Raw genomic sequence first — 23771 nt, forward strand, 5'->3', positions numbered from 1 at the left:
AATACGGAGAACACCACAATGAACCAGCAAGCCGAACCGTTCCTGAACGAGCTTCAGGACCTCGACGACTTCACCCAGGTCCACGTCTCGCGTCCGCATGAATCGGCGCATCTGCACGTGAGCGGCCGCGCGACCTATACCGACGATATCCCCGAACTGGCCGGCACGCTGCACGCGGCGCTCGGGCTCTCGGCGAAGGCGCACGCGAAGCTCGTATCGATCTCGCTCGACAAGGTGCGCGCGACGCCCGGCGTGGTCGCGGTCTTTACCGCCGACGACATCCCCGGCGTCAACGACGTCGGCCCGATCGTCCATGGCGACGATCCGATTCTCGCCAACGGTGTCGTGCAATACGTCGGCCAGCCGATCTTTATCGTGGTCGCGACCTCGCACGAGGCGGCGCGGCTCGGCGCGCGCCGCGCCGAGGTGGTCTACGAGGAGCTGCCGGCGGTGCTGACCGCGCAGCAGGCGCGTGCCGCGAACCAGTTCGTGCTGCCGCCGATGAAGCTCGCGCGCGGCGATGCCGGCACGAGGATCGCGCGCGCCGCGCGTCGCGAGGCCGGCGAGATGCTGCTCGGCGGCCAGGAGCAGTTCTATCTCGAAGGGCAGATTTCGTACGCGGTGCCGAAGGACGACGACGGCATGCACGTCTACTGCTCGACGCAGCATCCGACCGAAATGCAGCACCTCGTCGCGCATGCGCTCGGCGTTGCTTCGCATAACGTATTGATCGAATGCCGGCGCATGGGCGGCGGCTTCGGCGGCAAGGAATCGCAGTCGGCGCTGTTCGCCTGCTGCGCGGCACTCGCCGCGTGGAAGCTGCTGTGCCCGGTCAAACTGCGCCCGGACCGCGACGACGACATGATGGTCACCGGCAAGCGCCACGATTTCCACTACACATACGAAGTGGGCTACGACGAAGAAGGCGTGATCGACGGCGTCGCGGTCGACATGACTTCGCGCTGCGGCTTTTCCGCCGATCTGTCCGGCCCGGTGATGACGCGCGCGCTGTGCCACTTCGACAATGCGTACTGGCTCTCCGACGTGTCGATCGACGGCTTCTGCGGCAAGACCAACACGCAGTCGAACACGGCGTTTCGCGGCTTCGGCGGCCCGCAGGGCGCGTTCGCGATCGAGTACATCATCGACAACGTCGCGCGCTCGGTCGGCCTCGATGCGCTCGACGTGCGCCGCCGCAATCTGTACGGCAAGACCGAGCGCAACCAGACGCCGTACGGCCAGGTGGTCGAAGACAACGTGATTCACGAGTTGATCGACGAGCTCGAAGCGACGAGCGATTACCGCGCGCGCCGCAAGGAGATCGACGAGTTCAACGCGAACAACGAGGTCCTGAAGAAAGGGCTTGCGCTGACGCCGGTCAAGTTCGGCATCGCGTTCAACGTCACGCACTTCAACCAGGCCGGCGCACTCGTACACATCTATACCGATGGCTCGGTGCTCGTGAATCACGGCGGCACCGAAATGGGCCAGGGACTCAACACGAAGGTCGCGCAGGTCGTCGCGCATGAACTAGGCGTGGGCTTCAACCGCATTCGCGTGACCGCGACCGATACGAGCAAGGTCGCCAATACGTCGGCGACGGCGGCTTCGACCGGTTCCGATCTGAACGGCAAGGCCGCCCAGGACGCCGCGCGCCAGCTGCGCGAACGGCTTGCTGCGTTCGCCGCCGACCGCTACGGCGCGGGCCGCGTCAACGCATCGGACGTGCGCTTCGTGCACGACCGCCTGGTGGTGGGCGACGTGGCCGTGCCGTTCGAGGAAGTGGTCGCGAAGGCTTACCTCGCGCGCATTCAGTTGTGGTCCGACGGTTTCTACGCGACGCCCAAGCTCTACTGGGATCAGTCGAAACTGCAGGGCCGGCCGTTCTATTACTACTCGTACGGCGCGGCGGTGTCGGAAGTCGTGATCGACACGCTGACCGGCGAGATGCGTGTGCTGCGCGCCGATGCGCTGCACGACGTGGGCGCGTCGCTGAATCCGGCGCTCGACGTGGGCCAGGTGGAAGGCGCGTTCATTCAGGGCATGGGCTGGCTCACCACTGAGGAGTTGTGGTGGAACGCGGGCGGCAAGCTGATGACGCATGCGCCGTCGACCTACAAGATTCCGACCGTCAACGACGTGCCGCCGGTTTTCAACGTTCGGCTCTTCAAGAACCGTAATGTCGAGGACAGCATCCATCGTTCGAAGGCGACCGGCGAGCCCCCGTTGCTGCTGCCGTTCTCGGTGTTCTTCGCGGTGCGCGACGCGGTCTCGGCGGTCGGCGGCCACCAGGTCAATCCGCCGCTCAACGCGCCCGCGACCAGCGAGGAAATCCTCAAGGCGGTCGGCGCGGTGCGTGCCGCCACCACGGCCGCGCGGCAGGTGTCACGGTGAGTGTCGAGTTGCGGGAGCGCAGTATGGAAGCATGCCTCACTCATCTCGTGCGCGGCACGAGCGCACCGGGCGACGGCTCGGCAGTGCGGATCGGCCGCCGCCGCGTCGCGTCAGAGCTTGAACCGCGACCGGCGCCGATGCATATCGTGCTGTTCGGCGCGGGGCACGTCGGGCATGCGCTCGTGAAGCTGCTCGGCAGTCTGCCGTGCGTGGTGCAGTGGGTCGATGAACGCGACGAACTGTTCCCCGACGAAACGCCGCCCAACGTGCAGATCGAGGCGACCGACACGCCCGAGGCGATCGTCGACGCGGCGCCGCCCGGTGCCTGGTTTCTCGTGATGACGCACAACCATGCGCTCGATTTTTCGCTCGCGGCGCGCATCATGCGGCGGCGCGATTTCAGCTACTTCGGCATGATCGGCTCGAAGACGAAGCGCGTGAAATTCGAGCGGCGTCTGCTCGATCGCGGCGTCGAGCTCGAGCGGCTCGTGGAGATGACGTGTCCGATCGGCGTCGAGGGGATCGTCGATAAAGCGCCGGCGGCGATTGCGATTGCCGTGTGCGCGCAGTTGCTGCGGTTGAGGACGCAGCGGGCTACCGCGGCACCGGTTGACGGGCAGGTGCGGATTCGCGACGCGGATGTTAGCGAGCGGGCCGTCGTGCCGGCCACGGCGTAACGCAGGGCACCGTTACGGCAAGACCACGGCACAGTAGCGGCACGATGACGGCGCAAGGAGTTTGCGCGAGCGTTCGACGAGGCCGGCGTTTATGCGCCGGCCTCATCGCTTTTTTGCGGCGGCGTTTTCGCCTGGGCTGTGGCGCGGCCTTTCGTCTCGGCTTCCGTGCGTGCTTCTGTCCGCACTTCCGTCGCCACGGCCGTGCGCACCCTCGGCGACCCCGGCTTCGCGCGCGGCATTTTCCGCGCGACCAGTTCATCCGATACCCCGGACATCAACGTTCTCAGCCAGCCGACGTCGCTCGGCCGATCCGGCTGCGGATGCCAGAGCTGATAGCACCGGATGCGCGGAAACGCGATCGGCACCTCGACGACCGCGAGCGGCAGCATGCTCGCGTAGTGCATCGCGAAGCGGCGCGTCGTCGTGAAGATCAGGTCCGATTGCAGCAGCGTTTGCGGCACGAGCCCGAAGTAGGGCAGCGTCGCGACGATGCGCCGCTCGGCGCGTGCTCGCGCGAAGCCGGTGTCGATCGCGCCGCCGCGCGCGCCGCTATACGGCGTCGGCGCGAGATGCGGCGCGGCCAGATACGCTTCGCGCGTGAGCGGCGCGCGCGTCAACGGATGATCGGCGCGCATCATGCACACGACGGTATCGGCGAACAGGTCGCTGCGCTCGAAGCGCGGATCGGGCTTCGGCCAGTTGCCGATCACGAGATCGAGTTCGCCGGCGTCGAGCGCGGCCGCATGATCGAGCAGCGGTCCCAGCGATTCGATTTCGAGCCGCGCGTGCGGGGCCGCTTCGCGAAACCGCGCGATCACGGTCGGCATGAAGAAGTCGTTCAGATAATCGGGCGCGGCGACGCGAAAGGTGCGGCGCGAGCGGCCCGGATCGAAGTCGCCGTGCGGCGTGGCGACGAAATCGACATCGCGCAGCACGCGTTGCGCGGCCGCGAGCAGCGACTCCCCGTATTCGGTCGGCACCATGCCCGACTTGCCGCGCACCAGAATCGGATCGCCGAGCGTTTCGCGCAGCTTGCGCAGCGCGGTGCTGATCGCGGGCTGGGTCTGGTTCAGACGCTGCGCGGTCTGCGTGACGCTGCGCTCGACGAGCAGCGTGCGCAGCACGCGCACGAGCCAGATATCGAGTGAGGCGGCGGCGGTGTCGTCCATGATGAAAGCGTGGCGCGGGCGGTCCGGGGCGGCGTGAAGCATGATGCGGGGGCCGTCCGCCGCGCGGCGCGTGCGTGAATGCGAAGGTTATAACCTTAGGCCCGTTTGCGGGTGAGCGGCATAGCGGGCGCGGTATGGCGGGCATCAGCGCGGCGGGTTGCCGTGGTGGCTTCGCGGGAGCGGAGGCAGGCAGCGCAGCCGCGATGCCGCGACGCCGGCGGGAAAGCGGAAAGCCGGCACTCGAACCGCCCACCGCGTGCAACGCGACTCACCCCATGCCGCCCGCCGGCCGCGCACATGCGTTCATGCCGGCTCATAGGCACACTCGTGCTCGTCTACGTCTTCTCGACCGGCTTGTCCGGCAGCCCCCACGGTAGCGAACTGATCCGCTTCACCTCGCGCGACTCGAGCCAGTTCGGCGTGCGCGCGCAGTACAGCACCATCGGCAGCGCGTCCTCGCCCCAGAACAACTGATCGTTCAGACGAAACGTCGGCACGCCGTACACGCCGAGGCTGATCGCGTCGGCGGTATTGCGCTGCAACTGCGCCTTCGCGGCCTCGCTCCGGATCAGTTCGGGGCCGTCCGGCTGGCCGACGCGTGCGCATAGTTCGGCGAAGGCTTCGTCGCTCGACGGATCGCGTCCCTCGCGCCAGATGAAGCGGAAAATCTCGCGCACGAACTGGACGTCGCCGTTCGCGGCCGTGGCGAGCAGCAGCGGTTTCATCGAATCGAACGGATGCGCGGGCGGCATCCTGTACGGAATGCCGAGCTGTTCCGCGCGAAACAGCGCGTGCCGGTACATGAACGTGCGCTTGGCGGGCACGCTGTACGCCGAGCGCTGGCCCCAGTGGCGATACAGATCGTTCAGCACGACCGGCGTGAACGCGAAGTCGAAGCCGGGCCATTTGTCGTGTTGCTCGAGCAACAGGTAGGTGAACGGCGAGACGAAATCGTAGAACCACAGCGGCTGTTGGGCGTCGATGCCAACGCTCATAAATGTCTCCCGGGTACCTGCTTCAGGACGGCGCGGACGGTGCGTCTGCTATTCCGTCGAAATCGTAACGATCTTACGCGGTGCGGCCCGCGCTTGCACCGGTCGATATCCCCTGGTGCAAGCGGGGCGCCGGTTTGCGCGGCTGCGTGCGGTGAACGAGGGGCAAGCCGCGCTGGTGCGAAAGGCATTCGAGGCGCGGGTGGCGCCGGCCTGCCGTGTGTTCAGTCTTTAAGGTCGCCGTCCGCTTCGCCGCTGCCGCGCGGATCTGCGCCGCTCTCCGCGTTCCGGCTCGTGCGGCCGCTGGTGTCGCCGCTGGTGTCGCCGTTTGCGGCACGGCTTGCGCGCTCGTCCGCGGCAACCGTCGGTCCCGTCGCCGGCTCCGTCGCGGCTTGCGCTGTCCGGCCGTCCGCTTCATCCGTGTCGTCGACCTCGTCCAGCACGCCTTGCGTGTCGCGGCTCGCCATGAGCCGCCGCCGCACGAAGCCGATGTGCTCGCGCAGCACGTAGAACTGGTCCGCGTAGGCGAGCGGCATTTTCATGCCGTTGACCGAGTCCTCGATCGTGTCGAGCCGCTCGATCAGCGAGGTGCGCTCGGCGGCCGAATGCTCGCTGAGCGCGCTGCGCTCGATCGCGATCAGCGAGCCGTACCAGCGATAGATGCGCGACTTGACCCGCCATGCGTAAAGCCCCGGCACGACGCGCAGCGCCGGCACGAGCAGCACGATCAGCGGCACCACGACCACGAGCAGCCGGTCGGCGAGGCTTGCGATCCAGAACGGCAGCGTCCGGTACAGGAAGCTCTTGCCCGACTTGTAGTAGCGCGCGGCGTCGTCGGAGAGCGGGAAGTCGTGCGCGATCGGCGCGGGGAATTCGCCGGCGTGCTGCATGACCGTCGCGTGGCCGTGCACCTCGCGCGCGGCTTCGATCAGCAGATCGGAGAGAGCGGGATGCAGCGAGTCGCGCGCGACGAGCTCGGCGGTCGGCGCGACGATGTTGATCGAGTTCGCCGGCAGGTTTTGGCCGAGGTCCAGCGAACCCATCGGTATCTTCAGCTGGGTCAGATACGGAAAGCGGCGTGTGTACGCGTCGGCCTGCGTGAAATCGTAGAAGCGGATGTTCTGCGTGCGGTAAAGCTTGCCCATCACGGCGGGCTGTGCCGAGTCGCCGGCGAGAAAGGCCGCGTCGATCTTGCCGTCGATCAGCGCGTTGGCGGCTTCGTCGCCCGAGAGCGGCAGCAGCCTGGTCGCCCCGCCCGGCACGATGCCGTTGGCCTTGAGCAGCGCGAGCGCGAGTTCGCGCGTGCCACTGCCTTCGGCGCCGATCGCGAGCCGCTGGCCCTTGAACTCGGAGAGCCACTGCACGGGCGCGCCGCGATAGAAGATCGCGAGCGGCACGTAGGCGACGCTGCCGAGCGACATCAGATCCTTGCCCGCCGTGCCGGGCGTGACGCCGCTCTGCACGAAGCCGACGTCGACGTTCGAATTCGGGTCCGAGAGCCGCTTGAGGTTTTCGAGCGAGCCCTGCGAGTCCAGCACGTTCAGCGTGATGCGGTTGCGCGCGAGGATCGTCTTGTACTTCTGCGCGGCGTTCCAGAACGTGCTGCCGACGGGGCCGGCGCTGATCGTCAGCGTGCTCGGCGGTGCGGGCTGGATGAGCCGCACGGCGGCCCAGATCGCGACGATGGCGAGCAGCACGAGTGGCCCGAACGACACCGCGAGGTCGCGCCACGAGATCGCGACGAAACGGGCGACGAGACGAGGGGGACGGGTGCGGCCGGTGGCTGGCTTCATCGGATCAGGTGGCGGCGGTGGTCGTGAGGGCGAACGTGCGACGGTGTTGCGAAACGGCGAAACGGTGCGGCATCCGGAGGCCGGAGCGGGCGGGCTGCGGGTCGCCGTCACCACGCGTCGCGCCGATGGTACCTGAGATTCGCGCGACGGCGAAACACGCGGCGCGGCGGTGCGCGGACAAAGGCGTAACAAATCGTGAACTCCACATGCGCTGGATGTGAGCGGCGTCTGAATCGCAATTGAGCCGCAAATCAGCCGCCTGCGGGCCGTCCGCGCATGGCCTCGCCCGTTCACTTTGCATTCCGGCATCCGCTGTCGCCGCGCCACGCCCGCCACTAAACCCTTTGCGCTTCTGTCCCGGCTAGATTAAATTGTGGATCGCTACCGCGAGCCAACGTTTGCGCGGCGCGATCCCGGCATGGCGGACAAGAACCGGGGGCGCCGGCGAATTTCGCGGTTTGCGGGTTCCCGTTCCGGGTCCGCGCGCCGTCCTGACCGGGCGGCACACGACGGACAGGGCGGCAACTGGCCTCTCTCGCCTCTTGCGCACCGTGTCGTAGCCTTAACCGGTCGTCGCCGAAGCTCGCTTCGCGCCACGCCGGTTGCCCGTAGTCGTAACGAAACCGCTTGAGATGCGGTCCAATGTGAAATCAAGGAGAAGAGAGCTATGAAAACGGTCGGTGTTCTGAAAACGCTGGGTTCGGTGGTGGCAATGGTGGTGGCGTGCAACGTGTACGCTCAGGCAAGCGCTCCGGCAACGGATTCGACCGCGGCCACAGCCGCCAGCGTCAAGGCCGGCAAGCGCGCGAACCACCAGCTCGGCCGCAAGGTGCGTGCCGCGCTCACGAAGACCCAGGGTCTCGACGTGTCGAACATCGCCGTGCGCGCACGCGGCGGCGCGGTGACGCTGACCGGCTCGGTACCGAGCCAGGGCCAGATCGATGCGGCCGGTACGGCCGCGAAGGGTGTCGCCGGCGTGACGTCGGTCTCGAACAAGCTGACCGTCATGCAGCAGTAAGATGCAGCAGTAAGCGCCACGGCGCACGCGCGGCGGCTCGCAAGGCCGCGCGTCGCCGGGGGCGGATTCGCGGACTGCCGCGAACGATCAACGCAGAACATGGCTCCGGCTCATCGCCGGAGCTTTTTTTTCGCCTGCGCCTTTGCCTGCACCCTCGCTTTTGCCCTCGTCGTGACCGGCCGGTTGCCGATTGTGCGGAAGCGTCGCGAGAACCGGGCGACCGGGCTGCCGACCCCGGCGAGCCGCGCGCTCGCGCCGCCGTTCTGGCAGCGTTCCGGATTGGTGCGCTGCGACACAGTGCTGACGCACGCCGAGGCGTACTGTGACGTCTGGAACGGGAGCCGACGTCATGAAAACCACGCTGTTTCGCTATATCGATCTGCCGATCGGCGATCGGGCCGCTTTCGAGCTCGTGTGCGCGCGCCATGGCTTCGCACCCGCGCATTTCGACATCAGCGCCAGCGTGAGCGCGGACGAGCCCGCGCCCGAGCGTCTCGTCACCGTGCGGCGCGGCGGCTGGGCGCAGTCGTATCCCGATCGTCACGGGCAGTGGATCAGGCAGTTCGACGCCGATCTGACCTGCCGCTATTTCAAGTAGACGCCGCGCCGGCGCCCGCCGTCAGGACAGCACGAGCCTGACGCCGACCAGCGTCAGCGTGGCCGCCAGCAGATTGCGCAGCAGCGCATCCGGCGCCCGCGACGACAGATAGCTGCCGATCGCGATCCCCGGCAGCGAACCCACCAGCAGCGACAGCAGCATCGACCAGTCGACCGAGCCGAGCAGCCAATGGCCCGCGCCCGCGAGCAGCGTCAGCGGCACCGCGTGCGCGATGTCCGAGCCGACGATGCGCGTGGTCGGCAGCAGCGGATACAGCAGCAGCAACACCGTCACGCCGATCGCGCCCGCGCCGACCGAGGTCAGCGACACCAGCACGCCGAGAACCGCGCCCGTTAGCATCGTCAACGCGAGCGTGCGCCCCTGGCTCGGGGCGCGCTGCTTGCGTGCGCCGAGTGCCGCGAGCTGCGGGCGGAACACGAGCGCGATCGCCGTGATCAGCAGCGCCGCGCCGAGCACGACCTGAATCAGCCGGCTCGCGCCGGGCGTGTCCATGCCGTGCCGATGCAGCAGGATCAGCGTGATCGTGGCCGCCGGCACGCTGCCGGCGGCGAGGCGCAGCGTGATCTGCCAGTCGACGGAGCCCTTCAGTCCGTGCACGAGCGTGCCGGTTGCCTTGGTGGCGGCCGCGTAAAGCAGGTCGGTGCCGACGGCGGTGGCCGGATGCACGTTGAACAGCAGGACGAGGATCGGCGTCATCAGCGAGCCGCCGCCGACGCCCGTCAGCCCGACCAGGAAGCCGACGAACAGGCCGGAGAAAGAGTACAGCAGATCGATGTGGGGAAGTGCCATTGAACGGACAGCTGACTGATCGGTGGTGAAGGGTTGGGCGGCAAGGCCGGCGGGTTCGCCGGGGCGGGGGGGCGCGGCTTGCCGCATGGCCGCTGCCGGATGCGGTCGCGCTGGCGGTCCCGCCGCCGGCTGATGGCCGGCCGGTGGCTGCCGCACGGCGCCGCGGACCGTGAAGTCGAGGGGGCCGTACCGGTTGCCCGGGCCGCCGCCTGCGCGACGAAAGGCGCTATTGTCGCAAAACTGCCGCTCCCGCGTGCGGGATGTGAGTCCGGGTGTGGGCGGCATGCTGGAGCGGGCGCTGTGCGGCGTGCGGCATGAGGGCGTTGCGAGTTGCGTTCGATGGCGCGCGCAGCGTGCAACGCAGGGGTGTTGCATGCTGCATTGGGTCTGCCCGGAGTGCGGCGCCAAGCGAGTGCGCCTCATGTCGAGCCGGGACCCGCTACCTGCTCGGAGCGCAAGGCGGGTGCCGCGTTGTTGCATGGCGCGCTGCGTGGAGCGGTAAAGCGAGAGCACCGGGCACACCGGGCGCACCGAGAGCGTGCCCAGCGCGGGCAGTCCGATTTTCCCACATGCCGCCTCAGCCGCCGCTCAAAGCGCCCGGCGAATCTCGACCACGCCGAACACCGCGAGCATCAAGCCGACCATCCGGTCGATTGCGCCGCGCAGCTTCGTGCCGATCGCATGGCGCGCGAGCGATACCACGGTCACGAGAAAACACCACCACGCGATCGAACCGGCGAATACGCCGCCGACCGTCGTCAGCGCGATGGCCGGCGAGAACGCACCGCGTGGCGCGAGCGTCGTGAACAGCGCGGCGAACATGATGACGGTCTGCGGGTTGGTCAGCGTCAGCAGCAAGGCGCTCGCGTATGCGCGCAGCGCGCCGGCGCGGCCGATCTGGGCGAGCCGGCCGTCGCCATGGCCATGGCCGGCGGCGCCGTTGGCGAGGGCGGCGGAAGGCTTCTGCAGCAGCGCGCGCACGCCGAGGTACAACAGAAACAGGCCCGCGAGCAGATGCAGCGGACGGTCGTAGGCGAGCATGAATTGCGAAATGCCGACGAGGCCGAGTGCCGCGATCAGCCCGTAGGCGGCGTCGCCGCTCGCGATACCGAAGCCGATCGCGAGCCCGGCGCGCGGGCCGCCAGTCAGCGTGCGGCGGATACACAGCATGCCCATCGGACCGATCGGCGCGGCGATCGCGAGGCCGACGCCCGCGGCGGTGAAGAAGAGACTCGTGGTGGACATGGACGGGTTCCCGGACGGTTGTTCTGATGGGGCGTGTCGATTGCGCCGACGAGGGGGCTCGTCGTTGCGTGCCGATATCGAGGTGGTTCCTTGAGCTCGGCGCCGCTCGTGTCGTCAACGGTGTTTGTACGTTCTACGGCTTGTGCGGCGGTTCGACGAGCGGCGCGAGACGACTTGCCGCCGGCCGCGCGCCTCGCAGTCGGCGCATTCGCGAGCATAGCGACACCGAAAATAGCGGGCAAGCGCGACGAACGCGATGTGCGGGCTCATCGCGTGTATTGAGCCCGTCATGGGAGACGCGGCGAAACAGCCTCGGCGGCGTGCGTTCCATTCAGCGTTGCACGGTTCCGCCAGGCTCGTGCGGACGCCGCGAAAAAAAGCTAGGCGTCGCGACGGGTTTCATCGGCGTGCTCGAGCCGTCCCGATACGTTCGCGAGCAGCAGCGCGAACAGTACCGCGCCGATCGTCGCGAACAGGAGCGCGCCAATCAACGCGGCCAGTATCAGCATGGTCCATGTCAGGCCACTCATCTATACGGCTCCAGCGTGTCTTTGCGGCATCGTAACCCGTACTCGCCTGACGCTTATGTGCGCTTGCCCGCTGGAAAACCGTGGTCGCACGTATGCCGTGCTCACGGAAAGCCGCAAGACCGCGGCGGTTTGCCTTGACTTGCCGCGCCGGCGCGTGCGGAAAAGACCTAGTCCGTTTCCGCAATTCCATGGCGGAATCGAACCGGGTTCCGCTCGACACAATCCGCCACCGGTCCTTCGATTGTCGGCGGGCTAACGCCATCCGATTTTAATGTTTCATGTCTGAAACATTAATTGTTGTTTTGTGTATTCAAGGCTTTCATTGGAGAATAATTAAATAATCTATTCACCTTCCAATGCATTTAAATTGGATGAGGAATTGGCTTCGTTGCGCCGCCTGGCCGGTATCTTCAGGAGAACGCAGGCGTTCCGGCGGCACGGCGGCTTCGGAAGCCGGTCGAGGGAATTGCACTCTCAGACAATGTTTTCCGGCAAGGATAAACCTGGATAAGACGAAATAAAGGTCGGATAAAATTAAAATAGGCCTCTTTTCGAGCAGGCGCGCAGTGTGCGCTGGCGTACGCAATCAATTTTCGAATTGCCCTAACATTTGCGAATGCATATTCGGCCATATGCAGAATTCCGCATTAATTCATTGATATGGCGGTTGCTTCGGCAAGGTGCTGAATCGCACAGACCGGCCACCCATTAATGCGCCAACATGTCCGCATTTTCGGTCATGGCGGCTAAATGCTGGAAGCCGTCGCTATGATCCAGTGCACCGAGTGGGTATTCCCGGTGGCGATAGAAGATGAAGTCGATCGTTTTCCGTTGAGAGGATGGCTATGACCTGCGCAAGTCTCGAGTCCGCAATGCTGCGCTGGGTGCATGCGCCGAACAAAGGCGTGCGCCGCATTGCAATTCTGCTGTTCAACGATTGCTCGCTGCAAGGCGCGGGTGTCATTGCCGAGGTTTTCCAGGCCGCGAACGAACTCTCCACGTCGGGCTCGGGTGCGTGGCTCTACGACGTGTCGTTTCTGTCCGTCGACGGCGGCATGGTGGCCGCGTCGTCCGGCTTGCGGGTGTGGACCGACGGGCTCGATGCGCGTCATTACCGCGGCTTCGATGCGCTGTATGTCGCGGGCGGCAAGGGCGCGGCGATGGCGGCGCGCGACGAGCGGCTGATCGGCTGGCTGCGCCGCGTACGCCGCAACACGTCGATGATGCGCTCGATCGCCGAAGGACGCGCGGTGCTCGACGCGGCTTACGTGCCCGACGGCGCGGAGGCGGGCGAGCCGCATCAGCCGGCCCATGACGCGGGCGAACCGAACGGCGTGAACGGCGCGAGCGCGGCAAGCCCGGAGAGCGCCACGCATGGCACGGCGGAACTCGGCGACCGGCTGGAGTCGATGCGTAGCGCGCTCGCGCTGATCAAGCGCGACCTCGGCAACGCGACCGCGCGCATGGCGGCCGAGCGGCTGCTGGCGGATTCGTCGAACCTCGCGCCGCTGCTCGGCGAGGACGGCGCGCTGAGTCCCGGCGACAAGGTGCGCGCGGCCGCGCGCTGGCTCCAGGAAAACTGCCAGCAGTCGATTTCGATTGCCGACGCCGCGCAGTTCGCGGCCATGAGCGAACGCAATTTCCTGCGCCGCTTCAAGATGGAAATGGGTATTACGCCCTCGAGTTTTCTGCTGCATGAGCGCCTCGCGGTGACATGCAGCCTGCTGACCGAATCCGAATTGCCGGTCGACAAGATTGCGCGCCGCACCGGCATGGGCAATGGCGACCGTCTCGCGAAGGTGTTCCGCAAGCGCATGCGGATTTCCCCGACCGAGTTCAGGATTCAGAGCCGTCGCATGAGCGGCGAGTAGCAGCGCAGGACGCAACCCGGCGAGCGCGCGAAACGGCGCACAGGAGTCTTCTCCTTCGTACCTTGCAGGACTATAAGGAATCCGAATATGTTGAGGCATGGCATCGTGAGCGCAGGATCTGTCGAGCCGGCTGGCGCCGGCGCGCATTGCGCGCATATCGTGCCGGTCATTCTGGCGGGCGGCTCGGGCACCCGGCTGTGGCCGGTGTCGCGAGAAAACTTTCCGAAGCAACTGATCGACGTGGTCGGCTCCGACTCGCTGCTGCAGGCGACCGCGCGGCGCCTCGACGGCTTTCCCGCGAGCTGGCATGTCGATGCCTCGCCGATCGTCGTGTGCGGCGACGAGCATCGCTTCGTGATTGCCGAGCAGTTGCGCGAGAACGGTATCGACGCGCGGCTGATCGTCGAGCCCGCGCGGCGCGACACGGCCCCCGCGCTGACGCTGGCGGCATCGCTCGCGTGCGCGGAGGACCGCGACGCGATCCTGATCGTGATGCCGGCCGATCATGCGATTGCCGACGTGGCCGCATTGCAGCGCGCGCTCGATTGCGCGGCGCGCCACGCGGCAGCGGGCGCGATCGCGACGCTCGGGGTGCCGCCGACGCGGCCCGACACCGGCTTCGGCTATATCCGCATCGGCGCGGCGCTGGCCGAGGGCGGTCATGCGATCGACGGTTTCGTCGAGAAGCCCGCCGAGGAACTCGCAGCCCAATACCTCGCGGCCGGCACGTACTGGTGGAACAGCGGCATCTTCATCATGCGCGCGAGCGTGTGGCTCGATACGCTCGCGCGTTTGCGCCCCGACATGCATGCGCCCTGCGAAAGCGCGTTCGCGAACGGCCGCCAGGACGGCGCGGTGTTCCGGCCGGCGCCGGAGGCCTTCCTCGAAGTGCCCGCCGATTCGATCGACTACGCAGTGATGGAGCGTCTGACGGAGTCGCCGGCGGGCGCGCCGCGCGGCGCCAGCACGATCGATGCGGGCCAGGCCGGCAACGCAGGCCGCGGTCCGATCGACAACACCGCAAGCACAGCCGCAACCACCGGCATTCCCGCCGGCGTCGTGATTCCGCTCGAAGCCGGCTGGTCCGACCTCGGCTCGTGGGACGCGGTATGGGCCGCGATGGAAAAGGATGCGAACGGCAACGCCGGGCGCGGCCGCGTCACCTTCGAAGGCGCGGTGTCGTGCTACGCGCATTCGGAAGGGCGGCTCGTCGCCTGCGTCGGCACCGCCAACGTGGTGGTGGTCGAGACGGCCGACGCGGTGCTGGTGGTGGACCGCTCGCACGTGCAGGACGTGAAGGGTCTCGTGTCGCGCATCAAGGCGCAGAACGCGCCCGAAGCCGACGCGCATCGCAAGGTGCGGCGCCCGTGGGGCTTTTACGATTCGATCGATCACGGCGAGCGCTTTCAGGTCAAGCGCATCGTCGTCACGCCCGGCGCGCAGTTGTCGCTGCAACTGCATCATCACCGCGCCGAACACTGGGTGGTGGTGCGCGGCACCGCGCTCGTCACGCGCGGCGAAGAGCAGTTCCTGCTCACCGAAAACCAGTCGACCTACATTCCGCTCGGCACGCGTCACCGGCTCGAAAACCCCGGCAAGGTGCCGCTCGAAATCATCGAAATCCAGTCCGGCACCTATCTCGGCGAGGACGACATCGTGAGGTTCAACGACAACTACGGCCGCTGCCCGTAAGCAGCATGGATACGCCCCGTTGGCGAACATAAAAGGCAATACGAGGGAAGCAAACATGCGCAAGTTTCAGGATCTGCTCGCGCGAATTTTCGATGTCGCGCTGGTGTTGGCGGGTGCGGCCGTGGCGTCGCAAATCCGCTTCGACTATCTCGGCCAGTCGGGCTTCTACTGGGCGCTGGCGATGTTTTCCGCCGCCTTCGCGCTGGCGATCTTTCCCGCCTTCGGCGTGTACGAATCGTGGCGCGGCCGCTCGAAGCTCGGGCTCGCGGGCCAGGTGTCGCTCGCGTGGCTGATCGTGCAGGCCTGCGCGCTGGCGCTGATGTATTCGCTGCATCGGATCGACATCGTCTCGCGGCTGTGGTTTTCGTACTGGACCGCGACGACCGGCGGCCTGCTGATCGCCTACCGGCTCGTCACGCATGCGGTGCTCGCGCGGGCGCGCGGCGCCGGCATGAACCTGCATCAGGTCGCGATTGTCGGCAGCGGTTCGCAGTGCGATGCGATCCTGCGCCGTATCGAGTCGGCGCCGACCGCGGGCTTTCGTGCCACGGCCGTCTACAACACGCGGCCGGACGATTCCGCGGTGACGAATTCGCGCGTGCCGGTGTTCGAGCGCGTCGACGCGCTCGCCGACTACATCCGCACCAACGACGTCCACGAACTCTGGCTGATGCTGTCGCTCTCCGAGGAGCCGCTCATCTGCGCGCTGATCGACGAGTTCCGCGACGACCTCGTCAACATCCGCTTCATGCCGGACGTGCGCAGTCACGCGTTGTTCGAAGGCAGCGGCGTCGTCGATCTGCTCGGCGTGCCGGCGATCAACCTGGTCGCCTCGCCGCTGTCGGCCAACGCGATGCTGAAGAAAGAGATTTTCGACCGGCTGTTCGCGGCGAGCGCGCTGCTCGGGCTCATGCCGCTGCTGCTCGGCATCGCGATCGCGGTGAAGCTGTCCTCGCGCGGGCCGGTGCTGTTCAAACAGAAGCGCAAGGGCGCGGACGGGCGCGTGTTCACGATCTACAAGTTTCGCTCGATGCGGCTGCATACCGAAGCGAAAGGCACCTTGAGCCAGGCGACGCGCAACGACAAGCGCGTGACGAAAGTGGGCGCGTTCCTGCGCCGCACGAGCCTCGACGAGCTGCCGCAATTTTTCAACGTGCTGCGTGGCGACATGTCGGTCGTAGGACCGCGCCCCCATGCGCTCGAGCACGACGACCTCTACCAGAAGGTGGTCGCGGGCTACATCAATCGCTACCGGATCAAACCGGGAATCACGGGCTGGGCGCAGATCAACGGCTTCCGTGGCGAAACCGACCGCATCGAGAAGATGGAACGTCGCGTCGAACATGACCTGTACTACCTCGGTCACTGGTCGTTCGCGCTCGACATGCGGATCATCGGCGCGACGATCGTCGCAGGACTGGTTCATCGAAACGCTTACTAAGCAGTCGATAAAAAACGCCTCGGGGCGAAGGAGGAAGGATCATGAACTCACTGGGTTTTCGTGCGGGAACGATGGTGGTTTTCGCGAGTGCCGCACTGCTCGCCGGCTGCGGCAGTGTACCGGGCCAACGGATGATTACGCCGGCCACGGTGCAGGACACGGGAGGGGATTTCAGTCCCACCGAAGCTTCGCAGCAGCAGCAGATTCCGATCACCGACATTAACCTGGCGCTGCTGAAGAAGATGAACGCCGACCAGCAGGCCATGACGATGCCGCCCGATATCGCAGCGCTGTTCGGCAAGCCGACCGCGTACAAGGTCGGCCCCGGCGACGTGCTGCAGATCGTCGTGTGGGATCACCCGGAACTCGCGGCCGCGCTCGGGCAGCCGACGCAGACCTCGCGGCCCTCGGATGCGATTCCGGGCTTTCTGATCGACGAAAGCGGCGACGTGCAGTTTCCGTATGCGGGCACCCTGCACGTGGCGGGCAGGGACGTCGCGTCGATCCAGCGCGAACTGCATCAGCGTCTGAGCAAGGTGTACCAGAAGCCCGAAGTGACGGTGCGGGTCGCGTCGTTCCGTAACGCGCAGGTGATGATCGACGGCGAAGTGCGCACGCCCGGCAGCCAGTCGGTCAACGACATTCCGATGTCGCTGACCAACGCGATCGGCCTGAGCGGCGGCTTCACGACGACCGCGGACCGCAGCCGCGTCGACCTGATCCGCAACGGCCATACGTATTCGCTGAACATCGACGACCTCATCAAGCACGGCCACAATCCGTCGGACATCTATCTGCAGGCGGGCGACATGGTGCGGGTCAACGCGCGCGAGGACAGCGGCGTGTACGTGATGGGCGAGGTCAACAAGCCGGCCACGGTGCTGCCGCTGCGCAACGGCTCGCTGACGCTCTCGCAGGCGATCTCCGACGGCGGCAGCTTCGACTCGAACACGGCCGCCGCGCAACAGCTGTTCGTGATCCGCAATTCGACCAGCGACTCGCCGCAGATCTATCACCTCGACGCTCGCTCGCCGGTGGCGATGCTGCTCGCGAACCAGTTCCAATTGCAGCCGAAGGACATCGTGTACGTCGGCCAGGGCGGCCTGGTTCGCTTCAACCGCGTGCTGAACCTGCTGTTGCCGGCGATCAACGCGGCGGTGACGGGGGTCATCGTCGGGAAGTGACGTAAGAGCGGTGCGCGTAACGCGCACCGCCAGGTCTTGTCGGGGTGAACAACATGGCAATCCACTTTGACGGCCGTTATGAAGGCCGCTACGAGAACCGCTTTGAGAACCGGTTCGAAGCCCGCTTCGAACCCGGTTACGCGGACGTGCCCGGTCCGGGCCGTCTGCGTCCGTCGGACTACCTGCGCACGATCGTGCGCGGTCGGCGCACGATTCTCACGGTGACGCTGATCGCGCTCGCGCTCGGCAGTGCCTACGCGTTGCTCGCGCCGCCGACGTACCGCGCGGATGTGCTGTTTCACGTCGAGGACCGGACGGCCAACCCGACCGGCGTCGCTAACGGCGCGTCGCCGCCGGTCGGCGGCGGCGCCGATTCGAAGCCGTCGACAGCCGCGCAGATCGAGTTGTTGAAGTCGCGGCTCGTCGTCGAGGAGGCGGTGCGCACGCTGCACCTCGACATCACGGCGACGCCGCGTTATCTGCCGCTCGTCGGTGCGAGGATCGCGGGTCTCGCGAATGGACGATGGGGCCGATGGGGTCTCAGGCTGCCGTCGTTCATGAAGCTGTCGGGCTTCGCGTGGGGCAACGAGAGCATCGCGGTGTCGCGTTTCGATACCGCGAAGCCGATGTACGACGCGAGCTTCACGCTGGTGGCGGGGGCCGACAACACCTTTGTGCTGCGCGACCCGAACGGCAGCGCGATCCTGTCGGGCCGGGTCGGCGAGACGGTGCAGACCGATACCGCCGACGGCCCGATCGTGCTGCACGTCGACCGGCTCGTCGGCGCGCCCGGCACGCGCTTCACGCTCGCGCGCGCCTCGACGCTCGGCACGGTCGACCGCCTGCAGAACACCATGCTCGTGCAGGAGACCGCGCCGCAATCCGGCGTGATCCGGATGAGCCTCGAAGGCGGCGATCCGGCGTTGGCCGCGGCGATCGTCAACAACATGGCGCAGCAGTTCGTGCGTCAGGACATGGCGAGCCGCTCGACCGAAACGCGCCACACGCTCGCATTTCTTGAGCAGCAACTGCCCGCCCTGCGCAAGGATCTGGACGACGCCGAGCAGCGCTACAGCAAGTTCCGCAACGAGCACGGCACGGTCGATCCCGGCGAGGAGAGCCGGCTGATGCTGCAACAGTCCGCCGACAACAAGGCGCGCCTGCTCGACCTGCAGCAGCAGCGCGTGGAGCTGTTGCAGCGCTTCACGCCGAGCCATCCGTCGGTGGCCGCGCTCGACGCGCAGATCGCCGCGTTGCAGGGCGCGCAGGCCACCATGAAGCGCAGTGCGACGGCGATGCCCGACACCGAGCAGACCGCGCAGCGGCTCAAGCACGACGTGGACGAGAAGACCACGCAATACAACAGTCTGCTGAACAACGTGCAGCAACTGCGCACGACGCAGGCGGGGCAGGTGGCCGGCGTGCGGGTCGTCGACTTCGCCGAAACGCCCGACGATCCGGTGCGGCCGAGGCGCATGCTGGCGGTCCTGGTTTCGCTCGGCGGCGGCCTCGGGCTCGGCATCCTGCTGATTCTGCTCAAACGTGCGATGTACGGCGGCGTCGAGCGGCCCGACGACCTCGAAGGCATGCTCGGCGTGCCGGTGTTCGCGGCCGTGCCGCGCAGTCAGACCCAGCTGCGCCTGCAGCAAAGCGTGGCGCAGCGCCGCCGCGGCCAGCATGTGCTCGCGCACCAGGCACCCGGGGATCTCGCGGTGGAAGGCGTGCGCAACCTGCGCACGTCGCTGCAGCTGTCGCTCGATCACGCGGCCAACAACGTCGTGATGATTACCGGCTCGCGGCCCGACGCGGGCAAGTCGTTCCTGTCGGTGAACCTGTCGGCGCTGGTCGCGTCGGCGAACAAACGGGTGCTGATCATCGACGCCGACATGCGGCGCGGGGACGTGCATTCGCACTTCGGCATCTCCCATCAGCCGGGCCTGTCCGATGTGCTGAGCGGCGGCGATCTGCACTCGATGATCCAGCGCGAGGTGCTGCCCGGTCTGGACGTGCTCGCCAAGGGCTCGTTGCCCACGCATCCGGCCGAGCTGCTGATGAGCAAACGCTTCGAAATGTTGCTTGACGAACTGAAGCCGCAGTACGACCTCGTTATTGTCGATACACCGCCGGTGCTGGCGGTGACTGACTCGACGCTGATCGGCCGATATGCGGGCACCACGCTGCTGGTGGTGCGCCATGGCCGCCAGCCGCTGCACGAGATCATCGAAACCGCGAAACGGTTGCGCAACGGCGGTGTGGCCATGCGCGGCGTGCTGCTGACCGATGTGCCGCAGGAAGCCGCGTTTCTCGGTTCGGGATATCAGGGCGGCTATTACGGCTACGACAGCATTGCCGGTTGACGGCGCGGCCCGCGGCGCAATGCCGTGTGCCGCGGCCGTGTGCGGTTTCGCCTTGGGATCAGCGCGGGCTCGAGGTTCGGATAGGCATCGCCAAACACTATTTGGGGGAAGGTTCCATGAAACGCAAGGTTGCGCTGATCACCGGCATTACTGGACAGGACGGCTCATACCTGGCTGAGTTGCTGCTCGCCAAGGATTACATCGTACACGGCATCAAACGCAGGGTGTCCCTGTTCAACACGGACCGGATCGATCATCTCTACCGCGATCCTCACGAACCGGAGCAACGGCTCTTTCTACACCATGCCGATCTGACCGACTCGACCAGCCTGCTGCGCGTGATCCAGCGCGTCGAGCCGGACGAAATCTACAACCTCGCCGCGCAGAGCCATGTCGCGGTGTCGTTCGAGGAACCGGAATACACGGCCAATGCCGACGGTCTCGGTACGTTGCGCATTCTCGAAGCCATCCGCATTCTCGGCATGCAGGAGAAAACGCGCTTTTATCAGGCATCCACGTCGGAACTCTACGGGCTCGTGCAGCAGGTGCCGCAAAGCGAGACCACGCCGTTCTATCCGCGCAGCCCGTATGCGGTCGCCAAGCTGTTCGCCTACTGGACCACGGTCAATTATCGCGAGGCCTATGGGTTCTTCGCGTGCAACGGGATTCTGTTCAATCACGAATCGCCGGTGCGCGGCGAGACCTTCGTGACGCGCAAGATCACGCGCGCGATCGCGCGCATCGCAGTGGGCACGCAGAAGATGCTGTATCTCGGCAATCTGGCAGCGCTGCGCGACTGGGGCCACGCCCGCGATTACGTGGAAATGCAGTGGATGATGCTGCAGCAGGACCAGCCTGAAGATTTCGTGATCGCGACCGGCGAGCAATACAGCGTGCGTCAGTTCGTGCAGAATGCGGCCGCTGAGCTGGGCATTACCGTGCGTTTCGAGGGCACGGGCGTGGATGAGGTCGGCATCGTCGAAAAGGTGGAAGGACGCGAGATCAAGGTGTCGCCCGGCGATGTGATCGTGCGGGTCGATCCGCGCTATTTCCGGCCGGCCGAAGTCGAAACGCTGCTCGGCGATCCGTCGAAGGCGCACGCGCGGCTCGGCTGGAAGCCGACCACGTCGTTTGCGCAACTGGTCAAGGAAATGGTGCGCTCGGACTACCAGATCGCACGCCGCGACGCGCTTGTCACGCTGGCGGGCTTTACGGCATTGGAGCATCACGAATAGTCATGACGCGTGTGCCGGTCACGGTGTGCGAGTTATCGTGATGGGTTAGCGATCCGCAGTTTCCTGGCGGATCGACGTGCTGTTGATGTGCTTCGTTTCGCGCCCGTAGTGATCGGCTCGCTGCCGATGGCTGCGGGCGCTTGTCTTTTATGGGCCGTTGGTGAGCGGGTGAGTTGGTGAACCGAACCGGTGCCGCGGCTCGGGGCGTTGCGAGGCGCGGTTTCGCGCGTTGCAACGCCCCTGCGCTAGCGCAACGTCAATGATGCGTGTTGACGTTGCGCACGTCGGGCAGCGGTTCGGTCGCGGTGTCGGCTGACGGCGCGATCTGCAGTTCGGATTCGCGCGTGGCCTGTGTCGACAGACGCCGTGCCGTCTTGCTGCTCGAATCGATTTGCAGCGCGATGCCGGCGTCGCGCGACGCACAAGCCAGGTGTCCGATAGAACCGCAGCTGCGCGCGAGGCTGAGCAGCGCATCGCGTTGCTGTTCGAGCGTATGCACCGTCGCGCGCAGGCGCTGTGCCTCGCGGTTGTCGGGCTGCGCGGCGAGGGCCGCGGCAATGCGCGATTTCGTCGCTGACAGATTGTTCGCCTTCAGATTGATACGTGCCGCTCGCAGATATCGCGCGGCTTCGGCGCGACGTTTCTCTTCCGCGCTGATTGGCGGATTTGCGGCGAGGCGTGTGAGATCTGGCTTCGCCAACGAAACGCGGTGCTGTTGAGGCTGCGATGCGGTGGGTGGTGTGGCTGTTGAGGGGTGGACTGATGCCAGATGTTGCGCGGCGACGGCGGGTTGCGGCTGTTGTTGCTGTTGTGCGGTGACGCGGCTCGGCGCAGCATCGGTGCGTGGTTTATCTTTCGCGGCAATCGGCTGAGCGGCAATGGTGTGCGTGGCATCCGGCGTTGCCGATACGACCTGGCGTTGCTCGGGTGTCGCCGCGACCTGTGGTGTGACCGCTGCGGGCTGGGCCGATGCGAGGTGTTGCGCAGCGATGGCGGGCTGTGGCCGTTGTTGCTGTTGCAGCGCGATGACGCTCGGCGAAGCATCGGCATGCGGTTTATCTTTCGCGGCAATCGGCTGAGCGGCCGTGACGTGCGTGGCATCCGACGTTGCCGACACGACCTGGTGCTGCTCGGGTGTCGATGCGATGGGCTGAGCGGCAGCGACGCGCGCGGCGTCCGGCGCTGCCGGCGCGACACGGCGCGGTTCGGGCAGCGACGCCGCCGCCGGTGTGACCGCCGAAGGCCGGGCCGCGGCGACGCGTTGCGCGTCACTCCCAGGCTGCAACGATCCGGCATTCGCCTTGGCTTTCCCGGCACCATCGACAGCAACGGACGCCTTGCCGTTCTGCGCGGACACCGTGGACACATTGCCGCTCGCCACAACCGGCGGCGCCACGCGCAAGTCGCCGTCATGGATGCAGATCAGGTACACGGCGGAACTCACCGCCAGCACCGACGCAGCCAGCACGATGCGGTTGCGCGTGCGCCGTCCTGCTTGCGCGGCTAACTCGGCTTCGTCGATTGAATCGTAGGGGTAGACGAGCGTGTCCGGCGAACGGTGCCAGATGCTGCGCGCCGGCAGCCTGGCGGGCCCCGTCCGCGGCGGATTCTCCGGCTCGACGTACAAACCCGGCACTGAGGCAGCATGCGCACCAGACCCCTCCAGCGCGAGCGAATGACACGAAAGACAAGGCGAGAAGCGGCCGACGATCGGTGCACCGCAGTTGTTGCAGCGTCGGGGCTCTGGCTGATTGGCAGCGGGATATGTAGACATGGCCGGTCGCTCGCGGGCGTTCAATTACGACGCCTCTGTCAAAGGAACACGTAACGGCAACGAGGCTCGCAAGCCTCACCGATCACTGCGATTACTGCACCACGTAGCCGCGCGCCTGCATGCATGCGCCGTAGGCGGCCCAATAGCGCGTCATCGGCGGCTCGGGCGCGGGTAGCGGCGGCAGTTTGACGTCCGATGCCGCGCTCGCTTGCAACGATGCGTCCGCTGTGCCCAATGCGCCTGATGCGCCCAACGGGCCGATTCCCGCTGCCGATGCCCCGATTCCCTCGCCTAACGTGCCGATTCCCGCGCTCGTGCCCGCAGCCGCCGTGGTCGTAGTCGCGGTGGCCGAAGCACCCGCGGCCGCGGCGGCGCCGCCGGGTGCACCGCCGGCACCTGTCAAGGCATCGTTGGCCGGTTTCGCCGACGATGCCCCACCAGGCGCGGCCGCGATCGGCAAGCTCGCGGCGTCCGGCATGCTGGCGGCATACGGCAGCGGCGTGGCGGAGAAGGAACTGGGCGGCAGCGGCGGCTTGGCCGGCGCGCCCGTCGACGAGCCCTTTGCGACCGGTGCCGGGCGCGGTGGAATCTGCGACTCGTGGACGATGTTGACCTTGCTCACGCGGGTTGCTTCCGCGTAACACAGCGCGGTGTCGACGCCGCGCGCATAGGGACTCTGACTGCGGATCGGATAGGTAAGCGGCTGCCATGCAAATGCAGCGCTGCTGGTCGCAATTAGCGTCAGTACGGTATATGTTCTAAATTTCATCGCAATGACTCCCCCCAGCGATGTTTGGCGTTTTTATCGGAAAAAGCGCTTCGCACGGTGATCTGTTGGCTTCGGGTTCCGTCGTGGCATGACGGCGCACGTTGCGAAGACTGCTTTTCCGAGCGTAGCACCGGATGGCGCCAATGCAATGCTTCGGATAGCGCGCGAAAACGCCAAGCTGCTGTCCAATCAGGACACATCCGTGTAACGCGGCAGGCGAGC

General features: G+C 66.5%; 18 protein-coding genes. 10 read left to right on the plus strand and 8 right to left on the minus strand.

All coding sequences use genetic code 11. The annotated features are described in order from the left end of the window. Positions 1-18: 18 nt before the first annotated feature. Both xdhB and xdhC read left to right on the plus strand, forming a co-directional pair. Positions 19-2394 (plus strand): xanthine dehydrogenase molybdopterin binding subunit, encoded by a 2376-nt coding sequence (xdhB, locus tag G3N58_RS00075; protein WP_205998195.1) that lies wholly within the window; start codon positions 19-21, stop codon positions 2392-2394. Between the two features lie 23 nt (positions 2395-2417). Continuing rightward, positions 2418-3071, plus strand: a complete 654-nt coding sequence (xdhC, locus tag G3N58_RS00080) for a xanthine dehydrogenase accessory protein XdhC (RefSeq protein WP_241016478.1) — start codon at positions 2418-2420, stop codon at positions 3069-3071. 89 nt (positions 3072-3160) lie between these two features. On the opposite strand, the gene G3N58_RS00085 is transcribed toward xdhC, so the two are convergent. From G3N58_RS00085 to G3N58_RS00095, 3 genes are all read right to left on the minus strand, one after another. Then, positions 3161-4240, minus strand: a complete 1080-nt coding sequence (locus G3N58_RS00085) for a LysR substrate-binding domain-containing protein (protein WP_240158606.1) — start codon at positions 4238-4240, stop codon at positions 3161-3163. Positions 4241-4575: 335 nt separating this feature from the next. After that, positions 4576-5235 carry a 2-hydroxychromene-2-carboxylate isomerase gene (locus tag G3N58_RS00090; protein WP_205998196.1) on the minus strand — a complete coding sequence of 220 codons (660 nt, stop codon included), beginning with the start codon at positions 5233-5235 and terminating at the stop codon, positions 4576-4578. Between the two features lie 221 nt (positions 5236-5456). Next, the gene (locus tag G3N58_RS00095) at positions 5457-7025 is read right to left on the minus strand and encodes a TAXI family TRAP transporter solute-binding subunit (protein WP_205998197.1); all 1569 of its coding nucleotides are present in this window, start codon (positions 7023-7025) and stop codon (positions 5457-5459) included. Positions 7026-7692: 667 nt separating this feature from the next. On the opposite strand from G3N58_RS00095, the gene G3N58_RS00100 reads away from it, so the two are divergent. Further along, a complete protein-coding gene (locus G3N58_RS00100) occupies positions 7693-8043 on the plus strand; it encodes a BON domain-containing protein (RefSeq protein WP_167036230.1) in 351 nt (116 codons plus the stop codon). Positions 8044-8392: 349 nt separating this feature from the next. After that, positions 8393-8641 carry a hypothetical protein gene (locus tag G3N58_RS00105; protein WP_167036233.1) on the plus strand — a complete coding sequence of 83 codons (249 nt, stop codon included), beginning with the start codon at positions 8393-8395 and terminating at the stop codon, positions 8639-8641. 21 nt (positions 8642-8662) lie between these two features. Here G3N58_RS00105 and G3N58_RS00110 read toward each other — a convergent pair whose 3' ends face one another. The 3 genes from G3N58_RS00110 to G3N58_RS00120 all read right to left on the minus strand — a co-directional run bounded on the left by G3N58_RS00110 (position 8663) and on the right by G3N58_RS00120 (position 11226). Next, a complete protein-coding gene (locus G3N58_RS00110; RefSeq protein WP_205998198.1) occupies positions 8663-9451 on the minus strand; it encodes a sulfite exporter TauE/SafE family protein in 789 nt (262 codons plus the stop codon). Positions 9452-10039: 588 nt separating this feature from the next. Beyond that, on the minus strand, positions 10040-10696 hold the full coding sequence (locus G3N58_RS00115; protein WP_167036239.1) for a LysE family transporter: 657 nt from the start codon (positions 10694-10696) through the stop codon (positions 10040-10042). A 380-nt stretch (positions 10697-11076) separates the two neighbouring features. Further along, positions 11077-11226, minus strand: a complete 150-nt coding sequence (locus G3N58_RS00120) for a hypothetical protein (protein WP_167036242.1) — start codon at positions 11224-11226, stop codon at positions 11077-11079. Between the two features lie 845 nt (positions 11227-12071). Between G3N58_RS00120 and G3N58_RS00125 the strand changes: the two genes are divergently transcribed. The 6 genes from G3N58_RS00125 (at position 12072) to gmd (ending at position 21006) form a co-directional block, all read left to right on the plus strand. Then, positions 12072-13097, plus strand: coding sequence for a helix-turn-helix domain-containing protein (locus G3N58_RS00125; protein WP_205998199.1), 1026 nt, complete (start codon positions 12072-12074; stop codon positions 13095-13097). 87 nt (positions 13098-13184) lie between these two features. Further along, a complete protein-coding gene (locus tag G3N58_RS00130) occupies positions 13185-14789 on the plus strand; it encodes a sugar phosphate nucleotidyltransferase (RefSeq protein WP_167036248.1) in 1605 nt (534 codons plus the stop codon). 55 nt (positions 14790-14844) lie between these two features. After that, positions 14845-16230, plus strand: a complete 1386-nt coding sequence (locus tag G3N58_RS00135) for an undecaprenyl-phosphate glucose phosphotransferase (protein ID WP_167036252.1) — start codon at positions 14845-14847, stop codon at positions 16228-16230. 41 nt (positions 16231-16271) lie between these two features. Further along, the gene (locus G3N58_RS00140) at positions 16272-17414 is read left to right on the plus strand and encodes a polysaccharide biosynthesis/export family protein (RefSeq protein ID WP_205990310.1); all 1143 of its coding nucleotides are present in this window, start codon (positions 16272-16274) and stop codon (positions 17412-17414) included. 53 nt (positions 17415-17467) lie between these two features. Continuing rightward, the gene (locus tag G3N58_RS00145) at positions 17468-19771 is read left to right on the plus strand and encodes a polysaccharide biosynthesis tyrosine autokinase (protein WP_205998200.1); all 2304 of its coding nucleotides are present in this window, start codon (positions 17468-17470) and stop codon (positions 19769-19771) included. 116 nt (positions 19772-19887) lie between these two features. Continuing rightward, on the plus strand, positions 19888-21006 hold the full coding sequence (gene gmd / locus G3N58_RS00150; protein ID WP_167036258.1) for a GDP-mannose 4,6-dehydratase: 1119 nt from the start codon (positions 19888-19890) through the stop codon (positions 21004-21006). A gap of 256 nt (positions 21007-21262) precedes the next feature. Here gmd and G3N58_RS00155 read toward each other — a convergent pair whose 3' ends face one another. Then, a complete protein-coding gene (locus G3N58_RS00155; RefSeq protein ID WP_205998201.1) occupies positions 21263-22642 on the minus strand; it encodes a hypothetical protein in 1380 nt (459 codons plus the stop codon). Between the two features lie 229 nt (positions 22643-22871). Beyond that, positions 22872-23549, minus strand: a complete 678-nt coding sequence (locus G3N58_RS00160; RefSeq protein WP_205998202.1) for a hypothetical protein — start codon at positions 23547-23549, stop codon at positions 22872-22874. Positions 23550-23771: the final 222 nt, after the last annotated feature.

Source organism: Paraburkholderia sp. Ac-20342, from assembly GCF_017104985.1.
Taxonomy (GTDB): domain Bacteria; phylum Pseudomonadota; class Gammaproteobacteria; order Burkholderiales; family Burkholderiaceae; genus Paraburkholderia.